General features: G+C 35.0%; 16 protein-coding genes. 6 read left to right on the forward strand and 10 right to left on the reverse strand.

All coding sequences use genetic code 11. The features are described from left to right. The first annotated feature begins 41 nt into the window (after positions 1-41). Together BLS98_RS13170 and BLS98_RS13175 are read left to right on the forward strand one after the other, a co-directional pair. The gene (locus tag BLS98_RS13170) at positions 42-464 is read left to right on the forward strand and encodes a transposase (protein WP_089736973.1); all 423 of its coding nucleotides are present in this window, start codon (positions 42-44) and stop codon (positions 462-464) included. Between the two features lie 75 nt (positions 465-539). Next, positions 540-866, forward strand: coding sequence for a transposase (locus BLS98_RS13175; RefSeq protein ID WP_089736974.1), 327 nt, complete (start codon positions 540-542; stop codon positions 864-866). A gap of 477 nt (positions 867-1,343) precedes the next feature. On the opposite strand, the gene BLS98_RS13185 is transcribed toward BLS98_RS13175, so the two are convergent. Together BLS98_RS13185 and BLS98_RS13190 are read right to left on the reverse strand one after the other, a co-directional pair. Beyond that, on the reverse strand, positions 1,344-1,829 hold the full coding sequence (locus BLS98_RS13185) for a hypothetical protein (protein WP_089736976.1): 486 nt from the start codon (positions 1,827-1,829) through the stop codon (positions 1,344-1,346). Between the two features lie 185 nt (positions 1,830-2,014). After that, complete coding sequence (locus BLS98_RS13190; RefSeq protein ID WP_089736977.1) at positions 2,015-2,731, reverse strand: DUF6796 family protein; 717 nt, start codon at positions 2,729-2,731, stop codon at positions 2,015-2,017. 219 nt (positions 2,732-2,950) lie between these two features. On the opposite strand from BLS98_RS13190, the gene BLS98_RS13195 reads away from it, so the two are divergent. Next, entirely contained in the window at positions 2,951-3,949 is a 999-nt protein-coding gene (locus tag BLS98_RS13195; protein ID WP_089736978.1) for a helix-turn-helix transcriptional regulator, read from the forward strand. A gap of 101 nt (positions 3,950-4,050) precedes the next feature. Here BLS98_RS13195 and BLS98_RS23670 read toward each other — a convergent pair whose 3' ends face one another. Beyond that, positions 4,051-4,173 (reverse strand): hypothetical protein, encoded by a 123-nt coding sequence (locus BLS98_RS23670; RefSeq protein WP_262487355.1) that lies wholly within the window; start codon positions 4,171-4,173, stop codon positions 4,051-4,053. Between the two features lie 234 nt (positions 4,174-4,407). Here BLS98_RS23670 and BLS98_RS13200 point away from each other — a divergent pair, with 234 nt between their 5' ends. Next, a complete protein-coding gene (locus tag BLS98_RS13200) occupies positions 4,408-5,976 on the forward strand; it encodes a serine hydrolase (protein WP_089736979.1) in 1,569 nt (522 codons plus the stop codon). A gap of 293 nt (positions 5,977-6,269) precedes the next feature. On the opposite strand, the gene BLS98_RS13205 is transcribed toward BLS98_RS13200, so the two are convergent. The 7 genes from BLS98_RS13205 to BLS98_RS13235 form a co-directional block, all read right to left on the reverse strand. Beyond that, positions 6,270-7,181 carry a helix-turn-helix domain-containing protein gene (locus tag BLS98_RS13205; RefSeq protein WP_089736980.1) on the reverse strand — a complete coding sequence of 304 codons (912 nt, stop codon included), beginning with the start codon at positions 7,179-7,181 and terminating at the stop codon, positions 6,270-6,272. A gap of 167 nt (positions 7,182-7,348) precedes the next feature. Then, positions 7,349-8,284: an NAD-dependent epimerase/dehydratase family protein gene (locus tag BLS98_RS13210; RefSeq protein ID WP_089736981.1), complete on the reverse strand. Its 936-nt coding sequence runs from the start codon at positions 8,282-8,284 to the stop codon at positions 7,349-7,351. 335 nt (positions 8,285-8,619) lie between these two features. Beyond that, entirely contained in the window at positions 8,620-8,982 is a 363-nt protein-coding gene (locus BLS98_RS13215) for a hypothetical protein (protein WP_089736982.1), read from the reverse strand. A gap of 4 nt (positions 8,983-8,986) precedes the next feature. Then, on the reverse strand, positions 8,987-12,493 hold the full coding sequence (locus BLS98_RS13220; RefSeq protein WP_089736983.1) for a DUF6443 domain-containing protein: 3,507 nt from the start codon (positions 12,491-12,493) through the stop codon (positions 8,987-8,989). 4 nt (positions 12,494-12,497) lie between these two features. After that, on the reverse strand, positions 12,498-15,506 hold the full coding sequence (locus BLS98_RS13225) for an RHS repeat domain-containing protein (protein WP_089736984.1): 3,009 nt from the start codon (positions 15,504-15,506) through the stop codon (positions 12,498-12,500). Positions 15,507-15,511: 5 nt separating this feature from the next. Further along, complete coding sequence (locus BLS98_RS13230; protein WP_089736985.1) at positions 15,512-17,134, reverse strand: T9SS type A sorting domain-containing protein; 1,623 nt, start codon at positions 17,132-17,134, stop codon at positions 15,512-15,514. Between the two features lie 341 nt (positions 17,135-17,475). Next, positions 17,476-18,981 (reverse strand): amidohydrolase family protein, encoded by a 1,506-nt coding sequence (locus tag BLS98_RS13235; RefSeq protein ID WP_228425222.1) that lies wholly within the window; start codon positions 18,979-18,981, stop codon positions 17,476-17,478. A gap of 537 nt (positions 18,982-19,518) precedes the next feature. Here BLS98_RS13235 and BLS98_RS23340 point away from each other — a divergent pair. Then, on the forward strand, positions 19,519-19,674 hold the full coding sequence (locus BLS98_RS23340) for a hypothetical protein (protein ID WP_167356227.1): 156 nt from the start codon (positions 19,519-19,521) through the stop codon (positions 19,672-19,674). 199 nt (positions 19,675-19,873) lie between these two features. Then, positions 19,874-22,828, forward strand: a complete 2,955-nt coding sequence (locus tag BLS98_RS13240; protein WP_089736986.1) for a SusC/RagA family TonB-linked outer membrane protein — start codon at positions 19,874-19,876, stop codon at positions 22,826-22,828. The last annotated feature ends 7 nt before the right edge of the window (positions 22,829-22,835 follow it).

The raw sequence follows: 22,835 nt of genomic DNA on the forward strand, positions 1-22,835 counted from the left end.
TTGTAACACCCTTCTCTCTCTTTTTAAAAGAAATACGGCTTATGAATTCAAATTTTAGAAATATTCATATTGGAAAACTCATCCATCTACGGGTTAAAGAAAACAATATTGACTTACCCCGTATCTGTAATTTTATCAAATGTACAGAGATTGAAGTCTCCGAAATGTATATGCAGGAAAGCCTATCCACCAATATCTTATTGAGATGGAGCAAGCTGCTTGAATATGATTTCTTCAGACTCTATTCCCAACATCTGATACTTTACGCTCCTCCTTCTGCCCCAATTCGGGAAGCTGATGTCTCAAAACTTCCCCGTTTCAGAAAGAATATCTATACGCGGGAAATGATAGACTTCATTCTGGAACTGGTAGAGAAGCAAGAAAAGACTAAACGACAAGTTACAGATGAGTATGGTATTCCTTATACTACTTTATGCAAATGGATTGCAAAGAATAATAAATAACAACATCAAGCCGGAAATGAGAAGTTAGCCATATTCACCATTGGATAACTTCATCCAGCATTTTAAAATAAAATAATGAAAAAACAGAGTCAACCTAATTATCAAAGAATCTATTCGGATATCATTGAACAGAAATTCCCTTATAAGAAAGCAGAATGTGAAACGTTATTGGAAAAAAAAATACTTTCCGCCATGGATATCATGGAACTGAACAACAGAATTTTTGGTACTAAAGATCAAGATTTCAAAAAAATGAATCAACAACTCCGTTCCTACAATGAATCGGATATTTTATCTATCCTTAATTATCAAAAAAGTCATAAAATGAATAATCTGCAGGTCGCTGAACATTTTGGACTGAGCAGAAATACGATGACCAAATGGAGAAGAATGTTTCAATAACAGATAGATTATTAATTATTTCATTAAAAATATAATGAAAAATCACAAAGGAGCTCTTTTAGGGCTCTTTTGTTTTTTAAAAGTGAATTAGGGTAAAGTATGAAATATAAAAGCTAAACTTTAAAAGTATAATTAGCGATAAAATATCCCATAAAAAAACAGAGTAACAGATAAATACCATTTAGGATCATCAATGTAACGCCCAATTTCGTTTTCCTTGAAGAAATGGCTAATAACAAAGCTAAAATGACAAGCATTACGATAAAAAGCATAGCGGCTTCCTCCCAGTCATTTTTATGCAATACCTCATCACATTTAATTAATAATACGAGTATAAAAATATGGATAAAGGTCGCTAACAGACTTAATTTTGAAGTAGATAAAAATTCTTTCAAAGGATAATAGATTGATGATTGGGCTAATATTCAATAATCAAATATAATAGAATTTTTTTCAGCACTGCATTTTCTGAGAACATTACTTATATTTCCCACCATACTGTTCCATATCATCAAGAATTTTTTTCCATTCAGGATCATTGTGGGCATTCATTTTGGAAATATCACCAGCACTTGTGGTTACGATAATCTTGGTATCAATCCCGTCTACAGGCTGTACACTATGCCCTTCCTTTGCCGCTCCAAACATTTTCAGATCAATTTTATCAACCAGGTTTTTCCAGTCTTCAGGCTTTAATTTTCTATTATATTCCATATTATTCGCTTCATTGGCAGCCATTGTGCGACTGTAATGAATAGAGTCTTTATCTATGACTGTACTGGAAGAAAATCCCAGTTCTCCGCCTGCAGAAACTACTTTCACTGCTTGTATTGTCGTAGCAGGTACCATCATATTCTGTTGTGAAGTGCTTTTGTCTTCTTTACAACCCGTAAGAATGAATACGAGTAGAATTATCAGCATATTCATTACCCCTTTTATATTTGATTTCCCAACATCTTTCATATGGTATTGATTTTTAAGTATTGCCCTTCAATAGATTATCTGATGAGACTATTCTTTAAAAGTATCATTAAAAATACAGAACAACAAATAAATGATGCAGGTAGTTACACCAAAAAAATTGAGCACTAAAAGAGTGCCCAATTCAATAGTAATATAGGTAGATCGTTATTAGTTTTGTTTGTCTTTTAAGCCTTGTTGAGTTTCTTTCTAAAGAGAAATAACAGTGAGCTGAAGAATGTAAGATAAGCAATATTGAATATCGCTCCCCCAACCCATCCTGAGTAAGGTAATGGTAGAAGACCTTTTATTGGAATAATGAATAAAGTCAGTACAAATGGAGTCAGCAAGGCCATCCATCTTGGAAGCAGTGTTTTATTTAAAAGGATACACACGGCAAATGAAATCCATCCAATCGCTAATACACCAATGGCAGCTCCCCAGGCTATATTAAGCATTTTCATAAACCCTCTGCCCGTTTCTAAAAGATAAGGATGGGCAACAGGATCTGTATGATAAATTGCTTTATAGATCTCTCCCACATAGAAGAACCCGGCATGACCTAAAGGAGATAAAACCGCACCCATCAATAAGATCCAATAGACCGCTACTGAATACCATGCTTTGGTGTCTTTAAAAAACTGGAAAACCAGCCATGTCGCAGGAAGCAGCAAAGGTCCCGTTAGCGCTCCGATTAAAGCTCCGAACATCAATCCTGGTGTTGAGCCTTCCAACATTAAAGTGGCAAATTCCACATTCACCTGATCGGCATAGGTCTTTGAGAATAATGGATAATCTGCTGGGTTCGGATCAAATCCCGCGACAAAAACATCACCAATAATCCAGCAGATAGACACCATTATGGCCGCTGCAAAAGACCAATTTACTTTACTTGAATATTTCATAATTTAAAATCATTTATTACGTTTACTTTCTTCATTATCTCTTTTTTCTCAATATTTTTTATTTCTCTTTGTCCTTAAAAACAAAAAATATTATTAAGAATCATTCTAAATAAATATCTATATTTGTGCAAATGTAATGCGTAAAGTAGCATCCTGAGGTACGCAAAAAGGAGTAAAAAGTCCGTAAAAAGGAGAATTCTAATTAAAACAAAACTAATAATGACATTACGACTTTATGATGATAAAATTGGCGGAACATTGGTTGAAAGAAAGTATCCCAATGCCTATTTTGTGAATGATGGCGATATCAAAGAGTGTATTACCTATCTGAAACCACCTTATGGAAATGGTTTTTATCACGAAATCTGTTTTGAGAATGTTCATATCGGTTTTGGGAATGTTTCTTTAGACAACAAGATCCTCCTTTATTTTGAGGCTGATTTTGATAGTGTGGAAATGCATTTTTCATTAAAGGGCAAAAGTTCTGCTCTTTCAGAAAATTTCAGCAATAAAGTAAGCTTTGACAGCTACCAGCATAATATTATTTATGCTCACCAAATGTCCGGGCAAATGGAATTTGATGGGCAGGAAATGCAGATTTTAGAAATCAATTTAGCTCCTGATTTTTTCAAGAAATTTCTTCCTGAAGATTCTGACCTATTCAATAGTTTCAGAAATGCTATCGAAAAACAGCACTCATGTCTTATCAATCCGGATCACAACCGCATTAGTCTGGAAATGTACCAGATTCTGAATGACATCATCCATTGTGATAGAAAAGGAATTTTTAAAAGAATTTATCTTGAAGCAAAAGTAGCCGAACTCCTCCTTTTACAACTGGAACAGCTTTTCAACAGCGAGTCTTCAACCTCATCCCTGCTTAAAAAAGATGAAGAAAAGATATACGCCGTAAGAGATTTTATAGTTAACAATCTTGATCAAAATTGTTCCCTGATTGACCTTGCTCATCAGGTAGGAACCAATGAGTTTACATTAAAGAAAGGGTTTAAGGCATTATTTGGAACCACCGTTTTTAATTTCTGGAATGATATTAAGATGGAACAGGCTAAAAAAATGCTCCTTGAAGGGGATTTAAACATCAATGAAATTTCTGAGCTGATTGGCTATAAAAATCCAAGACATTTCTCTACAGCCTTTAAAAGAAAATACAATCTAATCCCGAGCAAACTTAAAAATGTAAACGGAATACACTCTTAAAATTTATCAATAATTCCATGTAAAGCAATTGATATTCCTAATTAATTACAACCTTATTTATATCTGATAGTAACAAGATCTCCCATTATAAACTGTTGAGCCTAACCATAAGAGATAGCATCCCCTGTTTTAAATAATGAAATGGCACCATTTTTTGCCAGATCTAAGAATGCTTTTTTGTAGAATAGACTATTTTTTAGGGTTTTCTGTATATTGAATATCATCTACACCGGTTTTGTATTGGGTTGCAGCTATTTTACAGTATCTAAACAAAAAATCACAGATATCTCTGAAATATTTAAACAGGGCACTCTTTCATCATAAATCTTTTTCTATTTTAAGTTGATTTCATATTTTGAAGTTATACTTTTAATCAATAGATTTGGTACTGCTAATATCCACCTACCTCAAACCGTGAGGTTTAGTGGTTCATAAAACCATGAAATAAATAATCAACTATGACAAAATTAAGATTGTCTTTACTCATCATTACCATTACTACATTATTTACAAGCAGCCATTTATCCGGCCAAATAACCTCTAAGGAAGTAGATATTCTTGTTAACAATGCAATAGAGAAATTCCATGTTGCAGGAGCGGCTGTAGCTATTGTAAAAGACGGAAAAGTAATTCACAAAAAGGGATATGGTGTAAAATCAATAGATACAAAATCGCCTATTGATGAACATACAAATTTTGAAATTGCGTCCAACAGCAAGGCATTTACAACCGCTGCTTTATCAATTTTAGTAGATGAAGGAAAAATTTCCTGGGATGATCATGTTAAAAAATATATCCCTGAATTTAAAATGTATAATGATTATGTAACAGAAAATTTTACCATAGAAGATTTACTGTGTCACCGTAGTGGGCTTGGTTTGGGAGCTGGGGACTTGATGATGTTTCCGGATGGTACAGATTTTACGATTAATGATGTAATAAAGTCTTTCCAGTATTTCACGCCTGTTTCCGCTTTCCGAACCCAATTCAATTATGATAATCAATTGTATTTGGTAGCGGGTGAAGTCATAGCAAGAGTAAGTGGAATGAACTGGGAAACTTTTGTTCAAAAACGTATTATGGACCCCTTACAGATGCAAAACACATTCAGTTCCATAAGTCATGTAAAAGATCTTAGTTTAATGGCTTCTCCACATTCATCAGAATCAGGCAGTATTAAAAAAATATCTTTATATGGGGCAATGGTGAATGGTGCTGCGGGAGGGATAGTATCCAATGTTGATGACATGTCCAAATGGATGCTTGTTCAGCTCCACAAAGGTAAATATGGATCCGGTTTAGAAAAGCAGCTTTTTACTAAAGAAAGACAAAATGAAATGTGGACAATCCACACTGTTGATCAAATCAATCCTAACCCAAGATATAACCAACATTTTAATGGGTATGGTTTAGGCTGGAATTTATCCGATATAAAAGGAAATCTAAGTGTTTCCCATACCGGCGGCTTACCGGGAATGCTTTCCGTTGTTACCATGATTCCTGATTTAAATTTAGGAATCGTAATTCTTACCAATACTGAAAATGGTGGTTCAGGTGTTTTTTCTTCGGTGAGCCAAACCATTATTGACAGCTATTTAGGACTTAACGATATGGGGTGGGTAGATAAGTATGCCGCTTATTTTAAGTCTCAAAAAGAATCTGGAGATGAGGTAACCAAAAAGGTTTGGGAAACGGTAAGCAAAGCAAAAAACACAACGATAAAAAACGAGGATCTAATTGGACTGTATGAGGATAAATGGTTTGGGAAAATTGAAATTTTCTTACAAGGAAATCAATTATGGTTTAAATCTTATCGTTCACCAAAATTAAATGGACCCATGAGTTTTTATAAAGCAAATACATTTGCCATTAAATGGGATTATAAAGATATGAATTGTGATGCCCTTGCTATGTTTAACTTAGATGAAGAAGGAAAAGCACAAAGCATAAAAATGAAAGGAATTTCTCCCAATATTGATTTTAGCTTCGATTTTCAGGATTTGAATTTACAAAGAGTAAAGAAATAGCAGTAAATGAAATAAAGTAAGTTAACCGAAGCATAAAAATACATCCGTGTACCAAGCTCTGAGTCTTTACTACTTACTGTAAAACATTTTCTAACCACAAAAGGCACAAAAGTTTTTTATTCTTACATACTTTAGTCCACTTAAGAAAGTTTATAATGATCCTTTATATAAGTACCAATTAAGAGAAAATATGAGCTTCCAAAAAAACTTAAGTGACTTCATCTTTATAAGGACTGTCCCTTTAAGTAAATTAAGTATTTAAATCTTTTGTGGCTATTGCGGTTTACATCAAACTAGTTGAATGTAGCTCTGAATTCCAATGGAGAAACAGAGGTACGGTTTTTAAACAAACGGTGAAAAGACTGTGGATGCTCAAATCCTAATTGGTACGCTATTTCTGAAACTGACATTTCTGTAGTAGACAATAATTCTTTAGCCTTTTCAATCAATCGGTTCTGAATATGCTGTTGGGTAGTCTGCCCTGTCTGCACCCGAAGCATATCACTGAGATAATTTGCACTGAGGTTTAGTTTTTCAGCAACAAAGTGAACAGTAGGAATACCATTTACGATGAGTTGGTCATTCCTGAAGTACTCATCCAGCAAGGTTTCCAGCTTTGAAAGCAGATCGTTATTCACCTTTTTACGGGTTAAAAACTGACGGTTATAAAAACGGTCACAATATTTCAATAGTAGATCCAGATTTGACAGCAACAAATCCTGAGTAAAAGAATCCATATTGGCATCAATCTCCTGCCCTATATTATCAATAATGTCTATGATTGATTTCTCTTCTTTTTCAGAAAGAAAAAGAGCCTCATTGGCAGTATAGGAAAAAAAACCATAGTCTTTAACCTTTGAAGCCAAGGGATAGCCTTGAAGAAAATCGGGATGTACCACCAACACAAATCCCGTCACACTATCCAACAATATATCTTCAAACTGCAAGACCTGATGAGGGGCAATAAAATACATAATGCCTTCATCAAAATCGTAATACTGCTGTCCATATCGGCATTTTCCTCCTGCACAATCTTTCTTTAGAGCCACTACATAAAAGTCTGTGATCACCGAGCTCAGAATAGTTTCAGGGTCTACGCTTACATCATCAAAATTGAACACACTGACTAGCGGATTTGAAGGTCTTTTCAACCCCAAAGCCTGATGTAAAGCGTTTATTGATGAAACTTTTATGGGTGTTTTCATAACTGTTTTTTATTTAACCACATAGATACATAGGCTTTATGAGGTGCTAAAAATTTAATAAATACTTTTGATATAATAGCTTTATATATTAACCCATCTAGATATTTTAGCATTATCTATGTGCCTATGTGGTTTAAAATATAACCAATACTAAGTTACCTGTTTTTTTACTTTCCCGAAAGCTGTTCACTTTTAATCTGGCTAATCCCTTGCTTATAAGTGGTTACCTTAAATTCAGGAAATCTTGTTCTAAATTTTGAATCATCAAATATATTGTCATGCTCATATCTTGGAAGAAGTTCCAACAATTCCTTTATTTTTTTATTGAATAGAGCTCCTATTTTAAAAACGAATGTAGAGACCGCAGAATACTCCAGCTCTTTTCCGTAAATCCCGGAAGCAATTCTGATGAATTCTCTATAAGTTGGATGGCTTTTATCTACCGGAAGATGCCACGTTTGCCCGAATGCATCTGATGTATTTCCAATCAATGCTGTTGCCCGGCTTGCATCCGGAGTCCAGATCAGGCTCCTTTTCTTTCTCGTACTCAATGGAACTTTCAGTTTTTTACCTGCTTTGATATTATTAAAAACCAATGTATTGGTAATACTCTGTGTCTTTCCGGGGCCATAAAATTCCGGAGCACGGCAGATTACAGCTTCCAGCTCACCAGATTCTATTTCTTTCAATACCATTTCTGCCATTTTCCTTCTTACTCTTCCTTTTCTTCCCACCGGAGCAAAAACTGTATTTTCAGTTAAAACACAGTCATCCTGCGGATACATATAGGTATTATCAAAGAATACAAGCTTAGTCCCATTGATTTTACAGGCATCTATCACATTTTGAAGAATTAATGGAAACCGTTCCTCCCAAAGGTCTGAGCTTATTGGAAGTCCTAATGTAAAATAAGCAATTTCACTGCCTTTCACCGCTTCAATGGCCTTCTCACGAATAGAGAGATCTGCGGAGAACACCTCATCAGTATCATTTACTTTTTTTGCATTTCTGCTGACAATACGAATATCTGAAGTAAAACTTCTTTTTAATTCTCTTGCCAGTTCTTCACCAATCTGTCCGTTGGCACCTAATATTGTTTGCATATCGGTTCTATTTTTAACAAGGCTTTTACCTTGTTGTTTTGTATGACAAAGTTCAGAAGAATAACAATACCCTGAGTATCCGAATTAAGGTATGTTGTAACAGAATCTCTGTTTCGGAAATTGAGTTAGAGTTTCTGCCTTATTGCAAGATATCTACAGACTGATAAAATTGGAGAAAATAGCTTAAAGTATTTTGAACCCATATTGGAAACTTTTAAATAATTTCTTCTCGGTAATATGTTTGAATACCATTTTCTCAGCTTAGTTCTATTTTTATGGTAAAAATTTTTAATAAAAATGCCACACGAAAGGATTCGTGCGGCAGCGTGGGGAATTTATTTTATTATGCAAATATTTTGTTTTTTTTCTAAAGTATAATAATGATTATATTTAATTATAGTTGAATCATTTAAAATGTATTCATCGGGGGATTCAATACCATGTTGTATTAAATCACTAACAGGAACTATTTTTAAAGAATATCTTTTTCCTAATTTAATTTTTTTACAATTGTTAGATGTATTTTCTTTAAATATCTCAATAATATCGTTATTATCGGCTATTAATATATTTACCTCTTTATTTTCTTTAAAAGTGATTATTTTCCTTGTTATTTGAACAGGTTTTGAACTAATAATTACATTGTTTGTTTGACAACTATAAATAAAGAAAAAAAATAAAAAAACTATATTTTTCATAAGACTATTTTTTTAATCTTTGATCATCTGAATAAACTTTATATAAAGGTTGTGTCTGAATTTTTCCATTAGCATCTTTTTTTCCGGCAAAACCTTCGTAATATTTTCTTGTGGTTCCAACAGTATCAAACCTTGTTCTAGCTGATATCACTAAATTATCATACGGCATCATACTTCTTGTTTGATCATGGAATTTATCAAATATTGGACTAGGATTTAATACTGTTTTTATCGGAACGTCTGTTTTTGTATTTAAAGATTCTTGGGTTATAAGAACATTTTCGACAACTTCATGTGTTATTCCTGCTCCTTTTTGAGTTCCTATAAAACTTTCTGCACTTCCTAATACATCAGGATTTGTATACTGAGTTCCTATGCTAATTCCATTGGCTGAATCATAATCGGCGCCACCAAAAGATCCACCGGGGATTAAGCCTCCACTTGGCGTTATATTATTACTCTCAGCATAAATTATTGAATCAATATTGGTATTCTTTATACCATCATATATAACTTTATCAGTTGCTGAAAGCTTACTATAGTCACTTTTACTCAGCTTTGCAGTATCTAATTTGCCATTCGAATCCTTTGTCATAGCAAGACTACTATTTGCATTTAACTGCTCAAGTGCCTTATCTGCTAAATTCCCAAGAAGATGAATATCCTTATTCTCCATTCCATCCGGATCAATAAACCTTATCGGGTTGTTGTAAGCGTAGTTATAAGCCGACCAACGTCTCGATGTTTCAGCTAGCGGATCTACTACAGCCCATCTTCCTATATCCGGCATATACATTCTCGCGCCGTAATCATACATTCCACTTTCCTGCAATTCCTTTCCGTTGTACTTGTAGCTATATAATCCTCCAAAATTAGAACTACTAAACATTCCAGAAATATGGTTTAATCCAAATGGATAATAATTGTTCGTATCCGTAACTTCAAGAACGCCTGCGCTGTTTTTAGCAAAACTTACCCTCGTATTTCCTAAATGATCTTTATACTGGTAAATATAACGATTTTCTGTAAAGCTGTAAAAGCCTTCTGCTGTAGGTACAAAATCTAACTTCCATGTTGGAGTTCCTCCCAGATCAGGAAAAGTTTTATTGATACTTCCATATGCCTGCTCTTCAAAGGCTGCCTCTGTACGACAGGTTATACATATTCCACCACCTTCTTTATAAGAATACTGAAATCCATCCAAATAATCGGTCATAGATGTTCTTGTATTTCCTCTAGCAGGTCTGGTAGAATAGGTTTTTCTCAGCTTAGTTCCATCTGCACGGTATAAATATCCAATATTAGCACTAGATTGCTGACCAACAATAATAGGATCCGGATGACTTATTGCAATTGTATTGGGAAGGTTAAGATAATTATAGGTAATAGTATCGATCCCTTTATCCTTCATATTGATCATATTCCCATTTGCATCATAATCAATCATATTATTTCCGCCTTCATATCCTGTATCATTCATCGCCGATTCTATCACCTGATTTAAACGGTTTCCGGTGTATTTGTATTCAAGATTATCTACCAAAGTAGAAGTGCCTCCTGATACAGGAATAGCATTTCTTTTCAATGTATTGATATTCCCATTTACATCATAGGTAAGATATTCATCAAAATTACCATTAGAAGGATTAGTGGAATTAGGTTCTGAATAGAATCCATTTTTTAAGCGATTCAGAGGATCATACTCATAATTGTACCTTTTCAGAACGTCTTCTGAAGAATTTCTCCAGTCTACCTCTGCAATATTTCCATTAAACCTGCCTGGTAATTTTGTAGGGTTTAATGGATTGTTATACTTTATTTCATACCCAAATAATTTCCCGTTCAGAGTAGAAGGATCATTGATCTGCGTCAGCCAGCCACGGATATTGTATTTATAATCCATCTGCTGAAGAGAAGATCCTACTGCAATCCCTCCTACTTTTTTAGATTCCAGCTGGGAAATCTCGTTATACTTATTCCGGGTAAGGATTTCAGTAGAGTTGGCATCTACCTGATGTTTGTGCACAAGTAATCTGTTCTGATGGTCATATTCGAAGTTTTCTGTAATAGTTCTTTCGGTATCTGTTTCCAGCCTTTTATGTTTGGTGATAACGGTTTGGGCGGCTCCTGCAAAATCCAGTTTGGATTCTGTTTTGGTATACCCTCCCAAATGATTGATGGAATAGGTGCCTATCACTCTTCCTTTGGTATCGTAATAACTATAATTCTTCGTCCAGTTATCATCTTCAATATTCTTTACCAAACTCATCACTGGAAGCCCTTTGGTGCTTTTTCCTTCAGCAGATACCGTTTCTTTTAAGGTTTCCACATCCTGAATAGCTGATGGAAAGGATGGATTAAAGCCATACCCCGGATAGGTATCATAATAATTGACACTTAAAATAGTAGGAATTTCTCCAACAAAGGCACTATCGGTATAATAAACAGTAATACCATTTCGGGTAAACCCTGTGCTACTTCTATCTTCAGTAATCACTAAATCCTTGATCTGATTCTGCCTGCCAGCTCTATCACCGCCGGTTAAAAAACCGGTATAAGCAATTCTCCCCAACTTGTCATACTTGGTAATGAGCCATTTATTGGCGACACTGAGATTAGCATCCTGAGAGAGAACTAGCCTGTCTGATTTGTCATATACCATTAATTCCCAGCCTTTGCCAGGTAGTTTCTTTTCTACCAAACGGTTGCTGCCGTCATAACGGTATTCATAAGCTAAAGCCTGTTGATCGTCCCATCCCCAGGTTTGTTTTTTTGATAACAAAGGTGGAATTACCCAAGCCAGTTGCCCATATTCATTATAGACATAATAGGTATCTGCATTTTCTGTTGTACTTAGAATTTTTCTTACTAAAAGGAGCTGACCTTTGCCATTTTTGAACTCTATGGTTTGGTTTCCATCTTCATCGGTAACGGTATTTTTATACAATTGACCCATATTATAAGTTCCACCATGATCAATTGTTGATTTAGTAGCATTATTTTCCCAAGTTGTCGTAGTGGTATATTTTATTACTTCTCCTGTTTCATTGGCTGCATAATCAAATTTGATAGGTTTAGTACTCCAGTCATTTCCTACCTGAATCTGCTGCTGAATCCTGTTTAAGGGAGAATTTTCCACTATTTTCTCGGAATAGATCTTTTCTGAGCCATAAGGAGTACCAGCTGCATTGGATAACGGATTGGGAACAATAGCACCGTTCAAAGTTCCTCCCTGAGGAACGGGTAGATAATCTTTAAGTTGTCTTCCAAACTGGTCATATTCAATATGAGTAGCCACATCTCTTCCCAATGGTGATGCTTTGACATTAACCACCTGTTTGGGCCTTCCCAGACCATCAAAATACTGGACGGTTTCTGAGGTTTTGGTAGCAGTAGCTCCATTATAATCCAGATAGGTTTTGGATTGAATATAGTTTTCTCCCTGGGTAAGCTGGGCATCTACTGAATGACTCATCAGCAACATGCCTATGGGGATTATTATTTTTTTCATCGTCTTAGTTTTTGTAATGGTAGTTAAATTCTTTTAATAGCTTTCCGTCATTCTTATGCTCTCTGACTTCTTTAAGTCTGCCAGCATCATCATAAAGATAAATTTCCCGGATGCCGGATGGCGGGGTAATGCTTCTTACTCCTATTAATGGGTCGTAAGTATAAGTCGTAATCTGATAAGCTAACAAGTTATCTCTAAAGTTCTTAAAGGCATTTAACAGATCAGTTTCATCATTATTTCTTTCAGCTGATGCATCCGTATTAGAAGCATTTACTATACTATCTATCAGAGATTGATTAATATCAGAGAGTTTTGCTCCCATTATTCTGGCAATGGGTTGGCTTTGGGTATAGCCCCAGATAATACTTACTGGAATACCATCTTTTGTAGTATATTGTACTAGATTTCCATTGGAATCGTATTTATCATAGCTTACTTCCGTAGTGCCTACTAGAGGATTTTGGAGTTCATAGGATAATATTGAGGTAGGAAATAGTGTAGCCGGATCATCGTACTTGGTTTCAGTTTTTGAAACTATACTTCCTGAATCATTAAGGTTCTTCTTTTGTATTACCGAGGTTTCCAGCGGAATCTCTACTACATTCGCATTGATCAATTTCTGATTTCCTTTGTCATAAGCATATTGATAAGTCGTTAGACTAAGGGATTCATCAGGAAGCAACCTATTTTGTGTTTTGAGTTGATAATGATTTGTTGTTCCATAAGTATTTGTCACAGTATTCTTTATTTCCTTATTGGAAAAGTATTCTTTTGTAGTAGAGGACTCTAATAAATAAGGGGTACAATATATTTTAGAATAATGATACCAAGATACAGCTCCTCCTACTGTACTTACATAATTGTTAACAAGTAAAGGATTAGAACTTAAAGAAGTATATTGATTAGTGGTTTCCCTGATCTTAGCTCCTTCAGAATAATCATAAGTTTTAAGAAGCCTTCCTCTTTCATTATCCTTGTTTACATATTGAATAAAAAAATTTTTTGAATATAAAAGAGGGGTTACATTATCTGATATAGCAGGAATCTTTTCGGTACGATAAGATAATACATCAGGGTTTGTATTGTAATCTGTAAAATGATACTTCTTATATAGCTTGCCATTCTCTAATTCTGAGATTTCAGAATAACTAATATTATAAGAACTTAATGAATTGATACTAATATTATTCGCGTATTCCAATAATGTATTTGACTGGAATATGGTATTCCCTACCCAAGTTTGAGCTTTCAGATAATCAACCATTCTGTATTCATTATTCAAAACTCCACTTGAGCCACCTTGATTAGGCTCTGCGTAGTTGGTAATGTATTTATATTCTTTTACGGTTGTGTTTTGTCCATCAAAATTGGATAATTTACTGATTCTGGCACCTCCCACATATCCATTCTCATTTCTTAATGTTTTAAAAAACGAACCAGAATAATCTCGAACTACTTTTTTACCATAACTATTAGGTTCATATTCAAAAATTGTATACCCTCCTGTAGGATAGGTAAGCATTTTAAGTAAACTTACATTATAAAGAGAAAGATTAGGATTTCTGGTATCCCCAATAATCTGTAAATCTCCGGTATCAGTATTAAGTTGGTAAGACGGAATAAGTTTATTAGTAGTTTCATTTTTTCCATTCCAATACCCCCAAAAATCAACCCCCAATGTATTTGGGCTAGGCAGGTTATTCAAATTATAATAATCTAAAGAGTATTTTTTTCCACTTTGATCCTGTATACCGGATAAGAATCGATAACTCCCGCTGGATAGGTAATTAAAAGTAAATTTTTTAATATTATTAGGAGTACTGTTTGGTGTATTGTTTGGATAATTAATATTGACTTCATCAAGTAAGTACATATCAAATTCAGGCGCAGCAAATGCTACAGTAGTATATTTAAAATCAATAATGAATTTTCCATTGAATATAATCTGTTCGGGGATTACTTTTTTTACAGAAGAAAATGTTCTTACAGGTTGCTGATAATTAGAACTACTTCCTCCTTCTGAAATTAAATTGCCATTTAGGGTATAGCTTTGTAAAGAATTGGTTTGAGAGTAATGAACATTCACATCAAACAAAAACTGGAATGTCTTGAAATGCGTTTTATTGGGCAAGCTGTTTATACTTTTACAAAATGTATTGCCCATTCCTATAAAACCTAATTTTTTATTTTTTATTTCTAATTTTTCACCATTAGTATATTGTACTTCATAAAGGTTCCACGAATTAATATAAAAATTTGTATTTTGTTCAGTGTTTACACCTCCTTGACTTCCTAAACCATAATTAACTTCAAGATTTTCATGTTGTCCCCCAAATAAGTACTTTGTTCCTTTTCCATCCGTAATAACAATTTTTGAAAAATCCGGGGTACAGTTCCAGTTGGACTGTAAGGAAACCTCATCCAGTGATATTTTGAGATTAGAATCATTAGAAGAAATGACAGGTTTTCCATCATTACCAATATAGAAATACCCGCTGTTTCCAAAAAAATTAAAAGAAAACTTATCAGGTTTTAGTTCTGCCTGAACATTATTAACTATTAAGTTATCACTAGTTCCATTAAGTCTGGGATAAGCTCCATTATAAATATTTAAATTGCTGTTGGAAGCATTTCTTACTGTATAAAGGAATCCATGAGTAATATTATCTCCAACACGATCATCAGCCACTCCATTAACTTGCCGGGTAACACTTCCACCAAAATTTAACAGCCAGTTATAGCCAACATAATTATTCTTTTTAGCAGGTATAAAACCGCTTGAATTGTAGTTTAGAGAAATTGAAAATTCATTATTATCAGGTAATGCATGAGAAAATAAAGGTAGTGCTACATCTACACTTCCCGTATTAAGATTAACCGGGATATTTCCATACCTTTCAAAATCCAAAGCCTGGGGTGATTTTATATTGAGTAAGGTAGCCTCAGATTTATTTTGAGCTCCTAAGATATTATATATTAATATTACCCCTATAATTATTTGTTTCCTTTTCATGTTTTTTAATTTTTAATCAGCTTTGCACTCGCTGTTTTATTATTATCCGTTTTTATAGTCACCAAATAAGCTCCCTGTACCAAAGCCTGGGTATTGATCTTGGTCACTCTATTCTTAGTTTTGAAGTTCTGAAGCTGCCTTCCGCTCATATCATACAGCATAATATCAGCCTCTTTAAAATCAAAACCGATTTCTACATACGCATAGTCTGATACCGGATTGGGATAAATCTTAATATCATATTTTTCAATCAGATCATTCACTTGTTTATCTCCCAATTTGACAATCTTCCAGTTCTCTTTTCCAAGTTCTTTAGCACTGGTTCCGGCAAGAATAATAGAACCGTCCCTGTTTAATTTTAAGTCTGAAAGTCTCTCTTCTTTTTGTCTCGAGTCTCCACTTACATGCTTTCGCCATTGCTCATTTCCGTTTCCATCCAAGTACAGCATCCAGAAAGTCTCATCGTCTTTTTCTATCCTTCCTTCTGCTTGAGTATAACCGCCTAACAGAATTCCTTTTGAAGAGTTGTCATTTGCAGAATGGATTACACTCATTCCCATCAGAATATCCCGATTTTTGAAATTGTAAGATTTCTGCCACTGCTCATCGCCTCTTTCATTTAAAGCAATCAACCAAAGGTCTGTACCTTCTTCAATACCCACTGTTTTGTTTCCGGATCTTTCGGATCTGGATTCTCCACCGATGATATAACCGTTTGCTGTTAAAGCCAACGTTCTGATATGATCGTCTCCTTTGCCACCAAAGTTCTTTTCCCATTCTACTTTTCCGGTTTTGTCCAGCTTGATGATCCAATAGTCGCCTTCGCCAAAATTACTGCTGGCTTTGGGCATTTGGCTAATGGCTGTTGAACTGACAGATCTTTCACCAGAAGACTTCTCTTCGCGGGTTATAACCCCGGAACCCGCATCGCGAATCTCGGAACTCCTTGAGTAAATTCCCAGTAAGGCTCCACCATCTTTTGTTGGAATCATTTTTTCAACTTCATCTAACCCTTTTCCTCCTAATATCAGTTGAGAGAGTTCCTTTCCGTCTTTATCCAGTCTGGTGATCCAGACATCTTTAGAACCATAGCCTTTGGATGAGTTTTGTACATTTCCAGCTACAAAAAAGCCCAAGTCTGTACTTTGAATCACTGCTCTGGCTTCTTCATCGGAAGAAGTTCCTAAGGTTTTCTGCCATAATTCATCCCCAAATTCGTTAATCCTGATAAGCCAGATATCTGATCCGCCTTTAGAATCTTCTTTCTTATCAAGACCTTTCCCCGAATAGGTGGTTCCAGCCAATAGAAATCCACCATCCTGAGTGGTTACTGTTGCAGATAAATAATCATGGTTATTTCCTGAGAAATATTTTTCCCAGGCTTCTTCTCCTTGCTGATTCAATTTTACCAAATGGAAATCGTAGCCATTATTTTGTCTACTTCTCTGTTGGAATTTGTCGCTCTGTATTGAGCTTCCTGTAATGAGATACTGCTGATCGATGGTAGTAGTCACCTGGCTTAGAAAATCCTGAGTAGAGGATTTAATATCTTTTTGCCACAGAACTTCCTGAGCAGATAGCCCCAGAATGGTGCATACAGTACATGCACTGAGATAAATTTTCTTCATTCCCGTGTTATTTTGAGATTAGTAATTAGCTTTTCAAATTTTGCACAAATTTAACTTTTTTAGTTCGTACAAGTCATTATTTCGTGATTTAATATACATTATTTTTTTAAATCACGAAATTTCATTGTATTTCTGTGATCCTTCATTGATTCTACAAATCTACTACAGCATTGCGACAGAACTTGTCGTAAAATCAATCTGCTTTCATTTTATATTTAAATAAGACCATCGAAAACAAAATAAAATCAAGGCACTAAAAACAAAATAGCACCATTAAAAATGGTGCTATTTTATATTCACAAGATGACAATTAAAAACTATCATCTATTTTTATCCAGATATTAATTCAGTTCCTGATTGGCTTTCTGAACAAAATCATTCCATTGGGTATTCAGATATTCTATGGATTGTTTTTTCTTACCCTTATTTAAGGAAGAATAATTAATTGAATTGAAAACAAGTTTTTTCAACGCTTTTACATCCAATTCCCAATACACATAGGCCGTCCAAAAGTCATAACTCAATCCTTCATAACCGTATACCGCAGGATCATCACTATTAAGGGAACATTGTACTCCGCTGCTCATCAGCACTCTTGCAGGATGATTTCTCAGGTCGCTCACATACCCCAGAATCTGGTTACTGATTGGGCTTACTTCCACCAATTTGTTTTGTTTTTTAATCAGTTCCATTGATTTTGGAAAGTAAATCAGGTTAAGGCCATGACCAATTCTTTGGTTGTTCAGTAGGGTAATATCCAGTACATTTTTATTGAAAACGGAATTGCTTTCTCCTGCATGAAGGAACAAAGGTATTTCTACTCCTGATTTTTTAGTGATCTCATTAAGTTTCGTCCAGTTTTTCTGGAAAGAATTTATACTATTTCCAGCTGCTTCATCAGCAACAAGATCAAAGCCGGAAATCATATCAGGGAATTCCTTCTTTAATTTAAAAGCAATATCAAGTTGTTTTTCAATACTTTCTGAATCCAGGAATTTAAAGCTTGAATAAATCAGTTTCAGGCTAAACTGAGGGTCTGACTTACGCATTTGCTTCACAATATCCTGTAAATCTGTAATGGATGTTTCCAATGAATATTTCCCATGCTGGAAATCATACAATTCATCAAATACATATCTGATTTCAACGTGCTGTACTTTATCTTTAGCCAAGTCCTGAAAGCCTTTCAGATAATATTCTTTAAAGAAAGGACGATAAGGCAGCAGCAGATTGATACGTTGAAAACGTTTCTCAAATTCAATCCAATAATCGGTGTAAGAACATAGATTATCCCTTTTTAACAGAAGAAGTTCATGCAATACCTTTTCAAAACCTGGATCTGAAGTCAGTTTTTGATTGAGATTAACAAATCCATTGGGAACTTTCCCACTTTCAAAGAAACCTAGCTGACCGAAAATAAATTGAGCATTGTCTTTTTGATCATATACATAACATTCTTTATATTTTCTAGCCGTTGCAATGAGCCATGTAGCACTGGCCAAACCACCACTATGGGTATGCAGCAGCCCACCTTTAGGCATTGTCTGAATGACTTTAAACAACTTGCTGGATTCTATTAATGGTTTTATTTCATTAAAAGAACGGTTATATAAAGGAAATTTTTGTTTTTCTGTTTCGGTAAGGAACTGCTTCCTGATCTGGAATAATTTTTTATCCAAGGCGATTTCAGCATCAGATAATTTTATATCTGCATCAAAGGCCATTGCTGCATTTTCTTTCTCCAGCAATGTCCAGTTCTCTTGATAAGTGGCTTTTTCCGCCACCTTAGTTTGGGCTCCCAACAGAGGAAATCCCAACATTACAATATAGGTAAGGTATTTTCTCATAATAATAGTAACCTGCAACTGGCAAAAAAGACTTTGCCATGACAGTATTCAAAAATATAATTATTTTTTTTTGTAAAAGAATTTCAATCTGAAAAAAACAAATGATAAACCTTTTAACGACACATTTTTCATCTTTCATCATCCTTCCCTAGCCCCGATAGTAACGGTTACCCCGCAACACGCGTAAGCCTTAGCCCTGGTGTGAGGAGTATGAGTGGATAGCGGGATAAAGCTCCCTAAAAAAGAAATCGGGCGTAAAATACACAAAAAGTCTACAAAAACAATAGACTTATAGTGTTAAATTTTATTCATCTCTTAAAATGAGATTTTTTTTGAATATTTAAAACGCTCTTCAAGAAAACACAAATAACTGACAACCAATAAATTAAATTTTAAAACTAAGGCGAAATATCTTCATTTTTCAATTACCCCACTAAATTAGTAGACTAATATGATTTTTCTCATATCCCTTTTTAACAAAGTTTTATGAATTATTAAATAATTTTGACCCAGTTAAAAAAATAAAACTCTATTCTCATGAATAAGAATGACTTTAATTCTTACCAATGCACTATCATGGCTGTAGTTTCTGTTCAACATAAGTGTTGTACAGGGAAGAGCCTTTCACAGCACAACATTACTTCTAAGAACATGTGCTTTGAATGGATGATGTGTAAAATGATGATGCCATAAATCCCAAAGAAATAGGCACATTATTGTAGGAATTAAAGCCCGATAAGCTCAAGGCCTATTTAATCCGGGTACACCTCCTCTATTTTAACATTTTCTTTCTTACACCTCCTTACAAAAGGGAGGCAGGGACTTATTTTTTCCTAAACGGGAAGATAAAGCGTAATACACAATTCAATTTTTAAAACCTAAGATTAATATAATGAGAAAAAAACAATGCAAACTGGGTGTATTGGCCGTGCTCTTATTCGCAGAATATGGCTTTGCACAGAAAAAAGACAGTCTTTCTCAGGAGACTGCCATCAAAGAAGTGGTGGTGGTAGCCTTTGGAAAGCAAAAAAAGGAAGAAATTACAGGATCTGTACAGTCGTTAAAGGCTAAAGATCTGGGTAATCTTCAAAACGGAAACGTCCTTCAGGGAATTGGCGGTAAAGTGGCAGGGGTACAGGTGATCTCTTCCGGACAGCCGGGTTCTCAACCTACGATAAGAATGAGAGGAATTGGGTCTATTAATGCTTCCAGTGATCCTTTAATTGTATTGGACGGAATTCCTTACAGTGGTGATCTGAACAGTATTTCTTCAGCAGATATTGAGAGCATTTCTTTTCTGGAAGATGCTTCTTCCAACGCTTTATATGGTTCCAGAGGAGCCAATGGAGTAATTATTGTGAACACCAAAAGAGGTAAAAATAAAAAACTGAGCGTTGATCTTGATATAAAAACCGGAGTTAACTTCAGATCTATTGAGGATTATTCGGTGTATACTTCCCCACAGGATTATTATACAGCTTATTATAACAGAGGCCGAATTGGAGAAATTGCAAGACAAAAACAGCCAGGTGCTGTTCCTTCCACAACAACTCCTCATGCTGCAGGACTATCAGGTCTGAATGGACTTGGATACAATGCTTACAATATCCCTTTTAGTCAATTAATTGCTCCAGACGGTTCCTTTAATACCAATGCCAAGCTGCTTTATCAGGACAACTGGAAGAAACTGCTCTTCAAACCTGCTTTAAGAAGAGAAGCTACAGTAGGAATTAATGCCAGTGGTGACCAGGTGAAATCTTATACGTCTTTAAATTATCTGGATGATAAGGGATATCTTATTTCTTCCGGTTTTGAAAGATTCGGGATCAGATCGAACGTAGACTACTCTATCACACCAAAGTTAAGATTAACAACTGCATTGTCTTATACTTACAGCAAGCAGAATTTCGGAGAAACGGGTGGGTTTTCTAATCCATTCCAATTTGCCAGAAATATAGCTCCCTTTTATCCTGTTTTTCTTAGAAATGACAATTACCAGCAGCTTTATGATAACCACGGAAATGCTTTATACGATTATGGAGACGGACAAGGCCCCAACGGTTCTACAAGATCTTATGCTGTTTTTGAAAATCCGGTAGGAAACCTTCAGCAGGATAAATCTCAGAGAGTAACTAATATCAGCAATATCAATCTGGGTTTAAATTATGAGATTATTAAAGGATTAGATTTCACTTACAGTTTTGGAGCTTATCTTGAAAACTTAAGAAACCTTCAGTTCGGAAATACACTGGGTGGAACTTCTTCATCTGTGGGAGGAACGATTACTCAGGAATCTATATTTAATTATACCCTGAATCATCAGCAATTGCTTACATACCAGAAGAAATTTGATAAGCATAACTTCAATATCCTTGTTGGTCATGAATTGAATAAAACAAAGAATGAAGGGTTTGCAGGAACAAAACAGCAGCTTTTACTGCCTGAGTCATGGTCTTTTGATAATGCCGTAAAAATTACAGACTTGTCAGGAAACGGATATGAATATGCTGTAGAAGGTTATTTCTCAAGGTTATTATATAACTATGACGGTAAGTATTTCTTTAATGCGAATGTACGTAGAGACGGTTCTTCAGTTTTTGCACCGGAAAGCAGATGGGGAACATTTTATGGGTTAGGAGCTGCATGGAATGTTGCCAAAGAAGATTTCCTTAAAGACAATAAAGTAATTAATGCATTGAAGCTGAAAGTCTCTTATGGACAACAGGGAAATGACAACATTTTACTGAATAGCACAACCAGAGATTACTATGCCTATCAGGACATTTACGGGATTAATGATTTTGGAGATGGTAAACCTGTACTTACTTTAAAGAAACAAGGAAACAGAGACCTGAAATGGGAAACTTCCAAAAACCTGAATGCCGGTTTTGAACTCTCTCTACTTAACAACAGGGTAAATCTAAATGCTGATTATTTTGAGAGAAAGGTATCGGATATGATCTATACGCTTCCATTAGCAATATCCAATTCAGGTTCGTATGTGAAGTATGGAAATATTGGGGATATGTATAATAAAGGGATTCAGGCCAATATTAGTGTAGATATTGTCCGCACAGAGGATCTTCAGTGGAATTTTTATGCTAATGCGACTCACTATAAAAACAAGATTACCAAATTACCAGAGCAGCAAAGAGCTACAGGTTTGGTTTCAGGATTATTTGTTCTTGCTGAAGGCGGAGACCGATATACTTATTATTTAAAAGAGTTTGCCGGAGTAAATCCTGAGAATGGAGATGCATTATGGTATAAAAATACAATAAACCCAACCACCAAACAGGTAGAAAAAACCGTTACCAATAATTATAAGGAAGCGAGCGACTACAATACCGGAAAATCTGCAATTCCGAAAGTATACGGTGGTTTTGGAACGGACATTACCTATAAAAGGGTAAACCTGGCGGTTAATTTTGCTTATCAGTTTGGTGGATACGGATATGATGATATTTACAGATCCCTGTTCCATTCTGATACTTACGGTTCTAACTACACCAATGATCTTGATAAAACATGGACTCCGGAAAACCCAACAGCTGCATTACCGCGTGTAGATCTTACTTCTACCAACCAGAATGGGCATTCCACATTATACTTGGTTAAATCTGACTATATCAGTCTTCAGGACGTAACATTATCATATCAGCTATCTGACGATTTTACAAAACAGATCGGTTTATCAGCATTGAAAATTTATGCTACAGGAAACAACCTGTATTTATGGTCTAAAAGAAAAGGATATGATCCGAGAGCTTCATTAACAGGAGTTTCCGATGCTTACAAATACTCTTTATTATCCAGTGTTTCACTTGGTTTTAAACTAACATTTTAAAAGAAAT

The organism is Chryseobacterium jejuense (assembly GCF_900100075.1).
In the GTDB taxonomy this organism is placed as follows: Bacteria; Bacteroidota; Bacteroidia; order Flavobacteriales; family Weeksellaceae; genus Chryseobacterium; species Chryseobacterium jejuense.

Bases quoted from the DNA above. Each gene is read 5' to 3' on its own strand.
- BLS98_RS13210 (WP_089736981.1), bottom strand. From the start codon at position 8,284: ATGCAAACAATATTAGGTGCCAACGGACAGATTGGTGAAGAACTGGCA.
- BLS98_RS13170 (WP_089736973.1), top strand. From the start codon at position 42: ATGAATTCAAATTTTAGAAATATTCATATTGGAAAACTCATCCATCTA.
- BLS98_RS23670 (WP_262487355.1), bottom strand. From the start codon at position 4,173: ATGATATTCAATATACAGAAAACCCTAAAAAATAGTCTATTCTACAAA.
- BLS98_RS13235 (WP_228425222.1), bottom strand. From the start codon at position 18,981: ATGAGAAAATACCTTACCTATATTGTAATGTTGGGATTTCCTCTGTTG.
- BLS98_RS13195 (WP_089736978.1), top strand. From the start codon at position 2,951: ATGACATTACGACTTTATGATGATAAAATTGGCGGAACATTGGTTGAA.
- BLS98_RS13225 (WP_089736984.1), bottom strand. From the start codon at position 15,506: ATGAAAAGGAAACAAATAATTATAGGGGTAATATTAATATATAATATC.
- BLS98_RS13205 (WP_089736980.1), bottom strand. From the start codon at position 7,181: ATGAAAACACCCATAAAAGTTTCATCAATAAACGCTTTACATCAGGCT.
- BLS98_RS13175 (WP_089736974.1), top strand. From the start codon at position 540: ATGAAAAAACAGAGTCAACCTAATTATCAAAGAATCTATTCGGATATC.
- BLS98_RS13190 (WP_089736977.1), bottom strand. From the start codon at position 2,731: ATGAAATATTCAAGTAAAGTAAATTGGTCTTTTGCAGCGGCCATAATG.
- BLS98_RS13220 (WP_089736983.1), bottom strand. From the start codon at position 12,493: ATGAAAAAAATAATAATCCCCATAGGCATGTTGCTGATGAGTCATTCA.
- BLS98_RS13185 (WP_089736976.1), bottom strand. From the start codon at position 1,829: ATGAAAGATGTTGGGAAATCAAATATAAAAGGGGTAATGAATATGCTG.
- BLS98_RS23340 (WP_167356227.1), top strand. From the start codon at position 19,519: ATGAATAAGAATGACTTTAATTCTTACCAATGCACTATCATGGCTGTA.
- BLS98_RS13230 (WP_089736985.1), bottom strand. From the start codon at position 17,134: ATGAAGAAAATTTATCTCAGTGCATGTACTGTATGCACCATTCTGGGG.
- BLS98_RS13200 (WP_089736979.1), top strand. From the start codon at position 4,408: ATGACAAAATTAAGATTGTCTTTACTCATCATTACCATTACTACATTA.
- BLS98_RS13240 (WP_089736986.1), top strand. From the start codon at position 19,874: ATGAGAAAAAAACAATGCAAACTGGGTGTATTGGCCGTGCTCTTATTC.
- BLS98_RS13215 (WP_089736982.1), bottom strand. From the start codon at position 8,982: ATGAAAAATATAGTTTTTTTATTTTTTTTCTTTATTTATAGTTGTCAA.